General features: G+C 67.5%; 12 protein-coding genes and 1 pseudogene. 12 read left to right on the top strand and 1 reads right to left on the bottom strand.

Annotated features, from left to right (window positions below; translation table 11 throughout):
* Window positions 1-158: 158 nt before the first annotated feature.
* Window positions 159-1,289, top strand: coding sequence for a magnesium and cobalt transport protein CorA (locus tag CA951_RS10690; protein ID WP_087556824.1), 1,131 nt, complete (start codon window positions 159-161; stop codon window positions 1,287-1,289).
* Window positions 1,290-1,334: 45 nt separating this feature from the next.
* On the opposite strand, the pseudogene CA951_RS10685 reads toward CA951_RS10690, so the two are convergent.
* Window positions 1,335-2,026: pseudogene (locus CA951_RS10685) on the bottom strand (hypothetical protein).
* 52 nt (window positions 2,027-2,078) lie between these two features.
* On the opposite strand from CA951_RS10685, the gene CA951_RS10680 reads away from it, so the two are divergent.
* From CA951_RS10680 to CA951_RS10630, 11 genes are all read left to right on the top strand, one after another.
* On the top strand, window positions 2,079-3,122 hold the full coding sequence (locus tag CA951_RS10680) for an ATP-dependent DNA ligase (RefSeq protein WP_087556822.1): 1,044 nt from the start codon (window positions 2,079-2,081) through the stop codon (window positions 3,120-3,122).
* The gene (locus tag CA951_RS10675; protein WP_087556821.1) at window positions 3,123-4,151 is read left to right on the top strand and encodes a DNA polymerase domain-containing protein; all 1,029 of its coding nucleotides are present in this window, start codon (window positions 3,123-3,125) and stop codon (window positions 4,149-4,151) included.
* Window positions 4,152-4,204: 53 nt separating this feature from the next.
* Window positions 4,205-4,720 (top strand): DUF6764 family protein, encoded by a 516-nt coding sequence (locus CA951_RS10670; protein WP_087556820.1) that lies wholly within the window; start codon window positions 4,205-4,207, stop codon window positions 4,718-4,720.
* Between the two features lie 93 nt (window positions 4,721-4,813).
* Window positions 4,814-6,019, top strand: a complete 1,206-nt coding sequence (locus CA951_RS10665; protein WP_087556819.1) for a serine hydrolase — start codon at window positions 4,814-4,816, stop codon at window positions 6,017-6,019.
* Between the two features lie 18 nt (window positions 6,020-6,037).
* Entirely contained in the window at window positions 6,038-6,259 is a 222-nt protein-coding gene (locus CA951_RS10660) for a dodecin (RefSeq protein WP_087556818.1), read from the top strand.
* A gap of 93 nt (window positions 6,260-6,352) precedes the next feature.
* Complete coding sequence (locus CA951_RS10655) at window positions 6,353-8,032, top strand: FAD-dependent oxidoreductase (RefSeq protein WP_087556817.1); 1,680 nt, start codon at window positions 6,353-6,355, stop codon at window positions 8,030-8,032.
* A 169-nt stretch (window positions 8,033-8,201) separates the two neighbouring features.
* Window positions 8,202-9,122, top strand: a complete 921-nt coding sequence (locus CA951_RS10650) for an Ig-like domain-containing protein (RefSeq protein WP_087556816.1) — start codon at window positions 8,202-8,204, stop codon at window positions 9,120-9,122.
* Window positions 9,123-9,181: 59 nt separating this feature from the next.
* Complete coding sequence (locus tag CA951_RS10645) at window positions 9,182-10,153, top strand: carbohydrate ABC transporter permease (protein ID WP_373413737.1); 972 nt, start codon at window positions 9,182-9,184, stop codon at window positions 10,151-10,153.
* The gene (locus CA951_RS10640) at window positions 10,150-11,049 is read left to right on the top strand and encodes a carbohydrate ABC transporter permease (RefSeq protein WP_143543036.1); all 900 of its coding nucleotides are present in this window, start codon (window positions 10,150-10,152) and stop codon (window positions 11,047-11,049) included. Before CA951_RS10645 ends, CA951_RS10640 begins: the two co-directional genes overlap by 4 nt.
* Window positions 11,050-11,066: 17 nt before the next feature.
* Window positions 11,067-12,386, top strand: a complete 1,320-nt coding sequence (locus CA951_RS10635; RefSeq protein ID WP_087556815.1) for an ABC transporter substrate-binding protein — start codon at window positions 11,067-11,069, stop codon at window positions 12,384-12,386.
* Window positions 12,387-12,403: 17 nt separating this feature from the next.
* On the top strand, window positions 12,404-13,468 hold the full coding sequence (locus CA951_RS10630; RefSeq protein WP_087556814.1) for an ABC transporter ATP-binding protein: 1,065 nt from the start codon (window positions 12,404-12,406) through the stop codon (window positions 13,466-13,468).

Genomic DNA, 13,468 nt, shown 5'->3' with positions numbered 1-13,468 from the left:
TGAACTGCGTTTTCGAGAGGGTAAGGAGGTGTGGCATCCGATGAGAAGCCAACCTCCCAGTACCAACTGAAACCGTTCCACCGGTAGGTGCGCGGTTTCACGGTCCGTGTTCCTCAGTGCCGTCCCGCGCTGCCCTTTTCCCTCGAAAGCCCCGTGCCATGCCTCAGTTGCGCCCGATCCGTTCCCTCCTGCCCAGCCGCTCCGCCGGTCTGTCCGATGCGGCCGCCGGTCACGCCGTCACACGCCGCGCCGTCGAACCGACGCCCGCGGAGGAAACGGTCGTCAACAGCGCCGTCTATCGCGACGGCCGGAAGACGGCCACCCCGGCCACGCTGTCGGAGGCGCTCGCGAGCCTGCCGGATGCGGCGTCGATGGCGTGGATCGGGATGTACCGGCCCAACGACGCCCAGCTGTACGCGGCGGCAAAGCAATTCGATCTGCACGAGCTGGCCGTCGAGGACGCGATCGTCGCCCACCAGCGGCCCAAGCTGGAGCGTTACGGCAAGACGCTGTTCGTGGTGCTCCGCGCCGCGCGGTACTGCGACGAGACCGAGCGCGTCGAATTCGGTGAGCTGCACGTCTTCTGCGGTCCGACGTTCGTGCTCACGGTCCGGCACAGCGAATCCCCCGACCTGTCGGCGGTCCGCAGGCGGATGGAAAGCAACCCGGACCTGCTCCGGCTCGGACCCGAGGCCGTGCTCTACGCCATCCTCGATGCCGTCGTCGACGGGTACGCGCCGGTGGTCGCCGGGCTGCAGAACGACATCGACGAGATCGAGACCGAGGTGTTCAGCGGAGCGCCCGGCGTGTCGCGGCGCATCTACGAACTCACCCGCGAGGTCATCGAATTCCAGAGGGCCACAAGGCCGCTGCTCGGAATGCTGCGCGGGTTGTCGCAGGGTTTCGAGAAGTACAACACCGACGAGGAACTGCAGCGGTACCTGCGTGACGTCACAGACCACGCGACGGTCGTCGTCGAGCGGGCGGACGGGTTCCGTCAGCTGCTCGGGAACATCCTCACCGTCAACGCCACCCTGGTGTCGCAGGAGCAGAACGAGGAGATGCGCAACCTGACCCAGGCCAGTTACGCGCAGAACGAGGAGATCAAGAAGGTGTCGGCGTGGGCGGCGATCCTCTTCGCGCCCACCCTGATCGGAACTGTGTACGGCATGAACTTCGACCACATGCCCGAACTGCACTGGGTCGGCGGGTATCCGTTCGCGCTGTCGCTGATGATGCTCACCTGCGCCGGGCTGTACACGATCTTCAAACGCCGGGGCTGGTTGTGAGCGAGGCCGGCTGCGGGCGGGACCCGCAGCCGGCCTGACCCGCTGTCAGAGTTCGTCGACGCAGACGACGAACTTGCGTTCGGAGTATTCGTAGCCGTTGGACGACGTGCTGCACGAGTCCACGGACGTGGCGCCCTGCACGATCTCCGTCACCTTCACCCCGTCGACGGCTTTCGTGTCACCGCACTCGATGCGCGCGGGATCCTCGCCGCCGACGTCCATGCAGCCTCCGATAACCCAGTCCACGTCGAGGCAGATCGCGCCCTGCTCGATGCCGCCGAGGGTTTCGTAGTAGTACGAGTCGGCGTCGCTGATGCACTGGCTGTTCTTCGCGGCCTTTGCGATCACCTTGTAGTTCGAATCGGGGCTGCCGCACACCGCCTTGTCGATCTCGGCGTCGGTGACGGTGCCGCCGAGCTTCACGCACTCACCGATCGCGACCTCGAAGTCGACGTCGCCGCCCGCGTCCTCGCCTTCCTGCCCGTCGATCACGGTGGTCGATTCGCTCGTGGAGGTGGCTGCGGAGGCACCGGACTCCGGCACCGCGGTGGGCGTCGTGTCCGAACCGCACCCTGCCACCAGAACTGCCGTCGCCGACAACGCGACGACCGCGGTACACACCCGCCGAACTAACCCTGTCATGTCTGACCCCTCCGTCGGGTGACGGCCCGCCACCCGTGCCTCTGAGATGACCGTGCCACCTCGACCGTGTCCACCGCGATTGCCGTGTCGCGCATTATTTGATTACATCGCTGTCCGATTTGCCAATCGTGGTGACAGTATGGACGGGTGGACCTCCCCGTGATGCCCCCGTTACAGCCGATGCTCGCGAAGGCTGCGTCGTCCGTTCCGGCGCAACCGGAGTCCGGACTCGCCTGGTCGTACGAACCGAAATGGGACGGGTTCCGCGTCCTCGTCTTCCGCGACGGCGACGAGGTGGTGCTCGGTTCCCGCGGGGGAAAAGACTTGGCCCGGTACTTTCCCGAACTCGTCCGCGCCGTGAAGGACGAACTGCCCGAGCGGTGCGTGGTGGACGGCGAACTCGTCGTCCCGCGCAACATCGACGGACGCACCCGCCTCGACTGGGAGTCGTTGTCGGAGCGCATTCATCCCGCGGAGAGCCGGGTGACGATGCTGGCGGAGAAGACCCCGGCCCAGTTCGTCGCGTTCGACCTGCTGGCCCTGGGCGACCGCGACCTGAGTCAGGAGGACTTCTCCGTGCGCCGCGCGCAACTCGTCGACACGATCGGCGGCGGGCCCTCCTGCCACGTCACCGCGGCCACCGAATCCAGTGCGACGGCCACCGAGTGGTTCGAGGCGTTCGAGGGGGCAGGCCTCGACGGGGTGGTGGCGAAGAAGCTGGTGGGGCCGTACCTGCCGAACAAGCGGGAAATGGTGAAGGTGAAGCACGCCCGCACCGCCGACTGCGTCGTCATCGGATACCGGCCGCACAAGAGCCAGCCGGGAATCGGGTCGATGCTGCTCGGACTGTACGACGGCGACCAGATGGCGATGGTCGGTGGGGCGTCGGCGTTCACGGCGGCGCGGCGGATCGAACTGCTCGCCGAACTCGACGAACTGCGGGTCGGCGACGACGTCGTCGCGGACGGGGCGCCGACGCGGTGGCAGTCCGGCAACGACCGTACCTGGGTGCCGCTGCGACCCGAACGCGTCGTCGAGGTGGCGTACGACCAGATGGAGGGTGCCCGGTTCCGGCACGCCGCGCGGTTCCTGCGCTGGCGCCCGGACCGGACACCCGACGAGTGCACGTACCAACAATTGGAGGTCCCGGTGCGATACGACCTTGCCGACGTCCTGGCCGGAGGTTCCTAGATGGCGAGTCCTGCCGAAGAACTCGACGTCGACGGCGTCGCCGTGCGGCTGTCGAGTCCCGACAAGATCTACTACCCGAAACTCGGTGCCGACGGCGGCACGAAACGGCACCTGGTGGAGTACTACCGGACGGTGGCGTTGAACGGTGCGCTGCTGGGCGCCCTGTTCGATCGGCCGACGCACCTGCAACGGTTCCCGGACGGGATCGAGGGCGAGGAGATCTACCAGAAGCGGGTGCCCGCGAAGCGCCCCGACCACGTCGAGTCGTGCGAGGTCACGTTCCCGTCCGGCCGCAAGGCCGACGTGCTCCGCGTGCGCAGCGCCGCGAATATCGTGTGGGCGGCGAACCTGGGCAACATCACGTTCCACCCGTGGGCGGTGCGGTGTCCCGACGTCGATCACCCCGACGAACTGCGCATCGACCTGGACCCGCAGCCCGGCACCGGATTCGACGACGCCCGGGCGGTCGCGCTGGACGTGCTCCGGCCGCTGCTGGACGAACTCGGTCTGATCGGCTATCCCAAGACCTCGGGCGGTCGCGGCCTGCACGTGTACCTCCGCATCGAGCCGCGCTGGGATTTCATCGAGGTGCGGCGCGCGGGCATCGCCCTGGCGCGGGAGATCGAGCGGCGCAGCGGCGACCGGGCCACCACGTCCTGGTGGAAGGAGGAACGCGGCGAACGCATCTTCCTCGACTTCAACCAGAACGCCCGGGACAAGACCATCGCGTCCGCCTACTCGGCCCGCAAGACGCCGATCGCGACCGTGTCGACGCCGGTCACCTGGGAGGAACTCGTCGACGTCCACCCCGACGACTTCACCATCGCGACGGTGCCCGCGCTGCTCGAGAAACGCGGCGACCCGATGGCGACCATGGGTGAGGTGGCGCAATCCCTCGACGTGCTGCTGGAGTTGGCGGAACGGGACACCGCGAACGGCCTCGGCGATCTCCCGTATCCGCCCAATTACCCCAAGATGCCCGGGGAACCCAAGCGCGTACAACCGAGTCGGGACCGAGACCGCAAATAGCCGGCGCTCACGTAGGCTCGGGACGGTCGGGTCGGGAACAATGTGAGGTCGCCATGGAACGTAAGACGGTCGGAACTACCGGACTCGTCCTCGGTGTCGTCGCGACGGCACTCGGGACTCTGATGATCGCGCCTGCCACCGCGTCGGCCGTCTCCCTCTCCTGTGTGTCACCACCGGGCCGGGGAAACACGACGGTCGTCGACCGCACCGCATGCGGGGCCAACGCCGATAGGAGCAGCAATTCGGCGGCCTTGGGCACCGACGGTGTCGGTTTCGCCGACGCGGCCCGCGCGGGAGCGGCGCTCGGGGCAGGACTGGGCGGCGGTGTCGGCGCGGCCGAGGCGCACGGCGGCGTCGTCGCCGCGGTCGCGGTCGGGCCCGAGAGCGTCGCCATCGGAACGGTCGACGGCGTCGGTCCGGCGCTGGTGCTGAGCGGTCCCGGTGGGCAAGCGCTCGTCGCGGATCCGGGCAAAGGCGTGGTGTGTGCGGCCGGCCCCTCCCTGGCCATCAATTTCCTTGCAGGTCAAGCGTGTCTGAGCGATGGCATAACAGTGTGGCGGCTTCCCTGAACGCCACCCCGGTCCGCGTCGTATGGTGACGGTAGTCACAATGGGCTGACGCGCCGGCCGTAGGACTTACGGCAGCGAGATCGGAGGTGGTCGATGACGACCAGCGTTCGAGTTTCCCGGCCCGCGTCCGTGCCACGGACGGAACTGCACGTCGATCCGCGGTTCCTGCCGCTCGCCGACCGATTCTTCGCGATGTACCGGCAGCCTCAGCACGGCGGCGGGGCGCTCACCGCGTACTTCCGGGGCGAGAAGGTCCTCGACATCTGGGCCGGCTGGGCAGACCGCGACCGCCGGTGGGACCGCGACACCGTCGCACTGTCGTTCTCGACCGGAAAAGGCGTGGCCAGCACGGTCGTCCACCGGCTCGCCGAACGCAGGCTGATCGACTACGACGCCCCCGTGGCGCGTTACTGGCCCGAATTCGGTGCGGCGGGCAAGGACGACATCACCGTCCGCGACCTCCTCACCCACCGGGCCGGACTGCACAAGGTCCGGGGGCTGATGCGGAGCCCGCTCGACCTCCTCGAATACGACGCCGTCGTGGAGGCCCTCGCGGCCGCCCCGGCGGATCCGCGCAGGCTGCGCGGCCCCGGATATCACGCCGTCACCTACGGGTGGCTGGTGGCCGAACTGATCGCCCGCGTCACCGGAAAGCCGTTCGTGCAGGTCGTGCAGGATGAAATCGCGGGCCCGCTCGGTGTCGACGACTTCTGGTATCAGGTTCCCGGACAGTACCGTCCACGGATCGCGAAGCTGTTCCCGCACATCAACCCGGCCGGACTCAACTGGGACCTCACCTCGAACATGCTGTCGCTCGTCGGCCCCACCCGCGGGCTCGCCGAGGCGGCGATGCCGCAGGGATTCGACGCGCTGGTCCGGAACCCCGCGGTGCACGACGCGGTGATGCCCGGCTGGAACGGCGTGTTCAGCGCGCGGGCGCTCGCGCGGATGTACGGCGCCATCGCCAACGGGGGCAAGCTGGAGGGACGCCGGTTCCTGCGCAAGTCCACCATCGCGCGGATGGCGGAGGTGCAGACCCGTGACCGCGACTACGTCCTCGGTATCCGGCCGCTGTGGTCGCTCGGCTACCACCGGCCGATCCTCGCGTCCCGGGAGCAACCGCGGAACGCGATCGGGCACTACGGGGTCGGCGGGTCCGGCGCCTACGCGGACCTCGACAGCGGGCTGTCCCTGGGGTTCGTCACCAACCGCCTCGGCAGTTCCTTCACGGCTCTCGGAGATCTTCGTCTGGCCCGGCTCGGTGTCGAGGCACAGGCGATCGTCCGGAACGGCAAGTAACCCACGAAAGGAATACTGATGAGTGATCACGTGTACCGAGTTGTCGAGGTCGTCGGTTCGTCGAGCGACAGCACCGATCAGGCCATCAAGAACGCCATTGCGCGGACCAACGAGACTGTGCGGAACGTCGAGTGGTTCGAGGTCGTCAACACCAGGGGCCATGTCGAGAACGGCGCCATCGCGCACTACCAGGTCACGGTGAAGGTCGGATTCCGGGTGGAGCCCGGCGACGCGGTCTGACCTCGCGCACGGTTCTCGCACAAAAGTGGAACACGTTATAGTCTGGGGTCATATCTCGACGTTGGACTGCGCGTACTCAGGTAGGGGAGAACCGTGGCATATGTGATCACGCAGCCGTGCTGCAACGACGCGTCGTGCGTGGACGTCTGTCCGGTCAACTGCATCCATCCCACACCGGACGAGAAGCCGTTCGCGAGCACGGAAATGCTGTACATCGACCCGGACACCTGCATCGACTGCGGGGCCTGCGTCGAGGAGTGCCCGGTGGAGGCCATCTACGCGGAGAACGACCTCGAGGAAGTCGACGAGCCGTACCTCGACATCAACGCGCAGTACTACACCAAGCACCCGATCGGCCCCGACTGGCCCGAGCCGCTCAAGCTGCCGCAGATCGACGCAGCCCTCGGCACGCTCCACGTCGCGGTCGTCGGGTCGGGCCCGGCCGCCTGCTACGCCGCGATGGAACTGACGGCGAAGCCACGCGTCGAGGTCGACATCTTCGACCGTCTGCCCACCCCGTACGGGCTGGTGCGTGCCGGCGTCGCCCCGGATCATCCGGGCACGAAGGGCGTCACGGACCAGTTCCGTTCGGTGGTCGGCAAGCGGACGGTGCACTGCCACTTCAACGTGAACGTGGGCACGGACGTGACCCACGAGGATCTACTCGCGCACCACCACGCCGTCATCTACGCGGTCGGTGCGGCAGGCGACCGCGAACTGGGCATTCCCGGCGAGGACCTCGTCGGCAGCCACGCCGCCACCGAGTTCGTCGCCTGGTACAACGGTCATCCCGACTACGCCGACCGCACGTTCGATCTGTCGGGGGAGCGGGCCGTCATCGTCGGCAACGGCAACGTGGCACTCGACGTGGCCCGCATCCTCGTCACCGATCCGGAGGTCCTGGCCACGACGGATCTCGCCGACCACGCTCTCGAGGCGCTGCGGGCGAGCAACATCCGCGAGGTCGTCATTCTCGGCCGCCGGGGTCCCGCCCAGGCGGCGTACACCAACCCCGAACTCCTGGCGCTCGGTCGCATGCCGAACGTCGACGTCGTCGTCGACCCGGAGGAAGCGGTGCTCGACCCGGCGAGTCGCGCGTTCGTCGACGGCGACGACGCGGAGCCGTGGCAGCGCCACAAGGTGCGCCAGGTCGAGGAGTTCGCCCGGCGCACCCCCGATCCGGCGAAAAAGCGGATCGTGCTGCGCTTCCTGACCTCGCCCGTGGAAATTCTCGGCGCCGACGCCGTCGAATCGGTGCGCATCGCGAAGAACGAGATGGTCGCGGACGCGTCCGGCAGGCTCAGCGCCAAACCGTCCGACGACACCTCGACGCTGGACACCGGCCTGGTGCTGCGCTCGATCGGCTACCGCGGTCAGCCGGTGGCCGGCATCCCGTTCGACGACCGGCGCGGCGTCATCCCCAACGAGAACGGCCGGGTGATCGATCCGGAGACCGGTGCGCCGGTTCCCGGCGTGTACGTGGCGGGATGGATCAAGCGTGGGCCGACAGGCGTGATCGGCACCAACAAGTACTGCTCCGCGGAGACGGTCAGGATGCTCATCGACGACTTCTCCGCCGGACGCCTCGACGCGCCCGCCGACCGTGAGGGTCTCGACCGGCTGATCGCCGAGCGCGCGCCGGACGCCGTCGACTTCCAGGGCTGGCAGCGGATCGACAAGACCGAGCGCGCCGCGGGCAGGGCCGCGGGCCGCACCCGCACGAAGCTGATCACCATCGAGAGCATGCTCGCCGCCGCCCGCGCCGAGACCTGATCGTGAGCTCTTCTTGACCACTCGGTGACACCGACTGCCCGCAGGCCGCGGAGCGGCAACGATTGCGGGCAAATTGCTCGCGGCCGGATGATGTGTGTTAATGGCAGTGCGCGATTGATAGGTCCGTCGGGGACGCGCGTTGTACACGTCGTCGAACGAGAGTGGTCATATGGGCAAGTCAGGAATCGGTTCATCCAGGAATAAGCACTGGTCGTCACGCGTCGCTGTCGCACTGACCGGGGCCGTCGTCTCCGGAACTGCGCTGGTCGGTGCCGCACAGGCCGCGCCGCTCTTTCCCGGTGGACCGGAGATTCCAAGTCTTCCCACCCTGCCCGGTCTGCCCGGCGCGCCGCAGCTCCCGCTGCCCGAACCGGCACCGGCGCCCGCGAACTTCTCGGCCCCGTCCCTCAACCCGGGTGCGGGCGAGGTCGTGGGTGTCGCGCAACCGGTGATCATCCGCTTCAACGAGGCCATCGGCGACCGCGCCGCCGCCGAGAAGGCCATCAAGGTCACCACCAGCCAGCCGGTCGAGGGCGGCTTCTACTGGATCAACGACAGCCAGGTGCGCTGGAAGCCCACCGAGTTCTGGCCCGCGAACACCGAGGTCACGGTGGACGCCGGCGACGCGCACTCCACGTTCACCATCGGTGACGCATTCGTCGCGACCGCCGACGACAACACCAAGCAGATCACCGTCACCCGCAACGGCGAGGTGGTCAAGACCATGCCGACGTCGATGGGCAAGGTCGATCACGAGACGCCGAACGGCACGTACATCATCGGCGACAAGTTCCGTGACATGTACATGGACTCCTCCACGTACGGGGTCCCGGTCGACTCCGCCGAGGGCTACCGCACGTACGTCGAGTACGCCACCCGCATGTCGTACAGCGGCATCTTCGTCCACGCCGCACCGTGGTCGGTGAACGCCCAGGGCAACACGAACGTCAGCCACGGCTGCCTCAACGTCAGCACCGAGGACGCCAAGTGGTTCTACGAGAACTCGAAGAAGGGTGACGCCGTCGTGGTGCAGAACACCGCGGGCGGCACGCTGAGCGGCTCCGACGGTCTCGGCGACTGGAACCGCTGAATCTGATCCGCACCCGCATTTTGCCGTAGCCCGCACAGTTCAATGTGCGGGCTCCGGCAATTCACCGGCTATTCGTAAACGGTCGTCAGACTGCCGCAGTGAGATCGAGTCCGGAACGAACCCTGTCGTCGCCGGGAAAGCAGGGATTCCTCGGGCGTCCGTGGCGGGACTACGCGCTGTTTGCGGCGTTGGTGGGCCCCAATCTGGTTCTGCTCGTTCTGTTCACCTACCGTCCACTGGTCGACAACATCCGGCTGTCGTTCTTCGACTGGAACATCGCCGACCCCGCCGCCACGTTCGTCGGCTGGGGCAACTACCGCGAGTGGTGGAGCCGCCCTGATACCTGGCAGATCGTCGGGAACACCGTTGTGTTCACCGCCGCGACCGTGGTGGGATCGATGGTCGCGGGTCTCGCGCTCGCCGTGCTGCTGGACCGTAATCTGCACGGGCGCAACCTCGTTCGCTCCGCGATCTTCGCGCCGTTCGTCATCTCGGGCGCCGCGATCGGGGTGGCGTTCCAGTTCGTGTTCGACCCCCGGTTCGGGCTGATCCAGGATCTCCTGCACCGCGTCGGGGTCGACTCCGTTCCCGACTTCTACCAGGATCCGCACTGGGCGCTGTTCATGGTCACGGTCACCTACATGTGGAAGAACCTCGGCTACACGTTCGTGATCTACCTTGCGGCACTGCAGGGTACGCGACGCGAACTGGCGGAGGCCGCGGAGATCGACGGGGCGAGCGGGTGGACGACGATCCGCCGGGTCGTTCTCCCGCAGTTGCGTCCGACCACCTACTTCCTCTCGATCACGGTGATGCTGGGATCGCTTCAGGTGTTCGACATCATCAACGTGATGACCAGGGGTGGTCCGCTCGGCACCGGCACCACCACGATGGTCTACCAGGTCTACAACGAGTCGTTCCGCAACTTCCGGGCCGGATACGGCGCCACCGTCGCCACGATCATGTTCCTGGTCCTGCTCGGAATCACCGTCTACCAGGTGCGGATCATGGATCGCGGGGACGGCCGGTGACCGCGGGAGCCGTGCGCGAGCGGCGCAGCACGGAGGTGCCGGCGACGGTGGACGCGGCCCGCGACCACCGCAGGAGGGAAGCGCTCGTGACGGCGCTCGGCTACGCCGCGATGGTGGCCGTGCTGGTGGCGGTGGCCCTGCCGTTGTACTGGATCGTGATGACGTCGTTCAAGGATCGCCCGGACATCTACACCCTTCCGGTCACGTGGTGGCCCGCGACCTTTCACCCCGAGAATTATTCGGAGGCCACCACGTCGGTGCCGTTCTGGACGTTTCTGCGCAACTCGGTGATCATCACCGGAGTGCTGTCCGCCGTGAAGTTCGTGCTCGGCGTCCTCAGCGCCTACGGTCTGGTGTTCCTGCGGTTCCCGGGCAAGAATTTCGTGTTCCTCGGCATCATCGCGGCGTTGATGGTGCCCAACCAGATCACCGTCATCTCCAACTACGCCCTCGTCGCCGAATGGGGTTGGCGGAACAGCTTCCACGGCATCATCGTTCCTCTTGCGGGCGTCGCGTTCGGAACGTTTTTGATGCGCAACCACTTCCTGTCGATACCCACCGAGATCATCGAGGCCGCCCGGATGGACGGCGCCGGCCATGCCCGGCTGCTGTGGCGGGTGGTCCTGCCGGTGTCCGGCCCCACCATGGTGGCGTTCGCGATCATCACCGTCGTCACCGAATGGAACGAATACCTGTGGCCGTTCCTGATGGCCGACGACGCGTCCGTCGCGCCGCTGCCGATCGGGCTGACCCAGCTGCAGAACAACGACGGGCTCACCGACTGGGGTCCGGTCATGGCGGGGACGGTGCTCACGATGCTGCCGATCCTCGTGGTTTTCCTTGTGCTGCAACGGCACATGATCAAGGGCCTCACGTCGGGTGCGGTCAAGGGATAGCGGACACGAGGAGAGACATGAATCGGATGAATCGCCGGGGATTCCTCGGGCTCGCGGGCGCGGTGGCCGCCGGTGCCGCACTCACGGCCTGCGCGGGCTCGGGTTCGGGCTCGTCGGTGGCGTCCGGGGTGGCGGGGGATCCGAACACCATCACGTTCTGGTCCAACCACCCGGGCAAGTCCCAGGACGTCGAACGCGAGCTGATCAACCGTTTCCAGGCGGAACACCCCGGACTCACCGTCGACCTCGTCGACGCCGGGAAGAACTACGAGGAGGTGTCGCAGAAGTTCAACGCGGCACTGTCGGGCGGCGCACTGCCCGACGTCGTGGTCCTGTCCGACGTGTGGTGGTTCAACTACGCCCTGACCGGTGCCGTCGAACCGCTCGACGGACTGTTCGGCGAGGTCGGGGTCGACACCTCCGACTACGTCGACTCGCTGCTGGCCGACTACCTGTTCCAGGGAAAGCACTACGCCCTCCCGTACGCGCGGTCGACGCCGCTGTTCTACTACAACAAGCAGGCCTGGGCGCAGGCCGGTCTGCCCGACCGCGGCCCCGCCACCTGGCAGGAGTTCGACGAGTGGGGCCCCGAACTGCAGCGGGTGATGGGCAACGGCAAGCTGGCCCACGGCTGGGGCGACGCAAAGAACTACCTCGGCTGGACGTTCGAGGGACCGGTGTGGACGTTCGGCGGGGCGTACTCGGACCAGTGGGACCTGAAGTTCGGCGACGAGAGGACCCTCGCCGCGGGGACCTTCCTGAAGGACATGATCCACACGAAGAAATACGCGGCGGTGTCGAGCGACATCGCCAACGAGTTCGGGGCGGGCGTCCTCGCGTCGACGACCGCCTCGACCGGCGACCTGTCGGGGATCACCAAGTCGGCCGCGTTCGACTTCGGCACCGCCTTCCTCCCCGCGTCGGGCGCGCCGGGCTGCCCGACCGGCGGCGCCGGCCTCGCGATTCCGGCGCGGATCTCCGACGAGCGGAAGAAGAACGCGCTCACGTTCATCGACTTCGTGACGAACGGGGAGAACACCGCGTACTTCTCGCAGAACGTCGGGTACATGCCCGTCCGCAAATCCGCGGTCGAGGACCCGGGCATGAAGGCATATCTCGACGCGAACCCCAACGCGCGCACCGCCGTCGACCAGCTCGCGAAGACCCGGTCGCAGGACTACGCCCGGGTGTTCGTGCCCGGCGGCGACCAGATCATCGGCACCGGACTCGAACAGATCGCGCTCCAGAACGCGGACGTGGCGACCACGTTCGCCGGTGTCGGGGAGCAACTCCAGCAGATCGTCGACCGCCAGATCACCCCCAAGCTGCCCCAGTAGGAGGAGAAGGAACATTCATGGCCAACGTGCAGTTCGCGGGTGTCACCCACCGCTATTCCGGAGCCGACCGACCCGCGGTCGATCGGCTGGACCTCGACATCGCGGACGGCGAGTTCCTCGTCCTGGTGGGTCCGTCCGGGTGCGGTAAGTCGACGAGCCTGCGGATGCTGGCCGGCCTCGAAGCCGTCGAGGCGGGCCGGATCGAGATCGGCGGCGCCGACGTCACCGCGCTGCCGCCCCGGGCGCGGGACGTGGCCATGGTGTTCCAGAGTTACGCGCTGTACCCGAACATGACCGTCGCCGACAACATGGGGTTCGCGCTCCGCAACGCCGGCGTCGGGAAGTCGGAACGCACCGCGCGGGTGCTGGAAGCGGCGCGGATGCTCGAGCTCGAACCGCTGCTCGATCGCAAACCAGCGAAACTGTCCGGCGGGCAACGCCAACGGGTCGCGATGGGCCGCGCCATCGTGCGGCACCCCAAGGTGTTCTGCATGGACGAACCGCTGAGCAATCTCGACGCCACCCTGCGGGTGAGCACCCGCTCGCAGATCGCGGGGCTGCAGCGCCGGCTCGGCACGACCACCGTGTACGTCACCCACGACCAGGTGGAGGCCATGACGATGGGCGACCGAGTGGCGGTCATGCAGGACGGCCGTCTCCAGCAGGTCGCCCGGCCACGCGATCTGTACGACAACCCGGTCAACACGTTCGTCGCCGGGTCCATCGGCTCGCCGGGCATGAACCTCATGGACACCCCGATCCGTGGCGGCGTCGCCGAACTGGGCGACCTGCGTATTCCGTTGCCGCACTCGGCGATCGGGGACAGCTCCGTGATCGTCGGAGTGCGCCCGGAGTCGTGGACGCTGGTCGGGGCGTGGCGCAAGGACTCGTACACCGTCGAGACCGACCTGGTCGAGGAACTCGGTGCCGAGTCGTTCGTGTACGCGTCCGGCATGTCCGGGAAGGTGGTGGTGCGGGTGGATCGCACCCGCACCGTCGCCGCGGGGGAGAGGGTGCACCTGCAGCCGAAGCCCGGCGAGGTGTACTTCTTCTCCGCGGCGACGGGCGACCGCCTGCGGTAG

The organism is Rhodococcus sp. NCIMB 12038 (assembly GCF_002165735.1).
In the GTDB taxonomy this organism is placed as follows: Bacteria; Actinomycetota; Actinomycetes; order Mycobacteriales; family Mycobacteriaceae; genus Rhodococcus_F.
This window is presented reverse-complemented; position numbering and strand designations above follow the sequence as displayed.

Coding starts and splice junctions, on each gene's coding strand:
- CA951_RS10665 (WP_087556819.1), top strand. CDS start 4,814: ATGACGACCAGCGTTCGAGTTTCCCGGCCCGCGTCCGTGCCACGGACG.
- CA951_RS10660 (WP_087556818.1), top strand. CDS start 6,038: ATGAGTGATCACGTGTACCGAGTTGTCGAGGTCGTCGGTTCGTCGAGC.
- CA951_RS10675 (WP_087556821.1), top strand. CDS start 3,123: ATGGCGAGTCCTGCCGAAGAACTCGACGTCGACGGCGTCGCCGTGCGG.
- CA951_RS10690 (WP_087556824.1), top strand. CDS start 159: ATGCCTCAGTTGCGCCCGATCCGTTCCCTCCTGCCCAGCCGCTCCGCC.
- CA951_RS10650 (WP_087556816.1), top strand. CDS start 8,202: ATGGGCAAGTCAGGAATCGGTTCATCCAGGAATAAGCACTGGTCGTCA.
- CA951_RS10670 (WP_087556820.1), top strand. CDS start 4,205: ATGGAACGTAAGACGGTCGGAACTACCGGACTCGTCCTCGGTGTCGTC.
- CA951_RS10635 (WP_087556815.1), top strand. CDS start 11,067: ATGAATCGGATGAATCGCCGGGGATTCCTCGGGCTCGCGGGCGCGGTG.
- CA951_RS10630 (WP_087556814.1), top strand. CDS start 12,404: ATGGCCAACGTGCAGTTCGCGGGTGTCACCCACCGCTATTCCGGAGCC.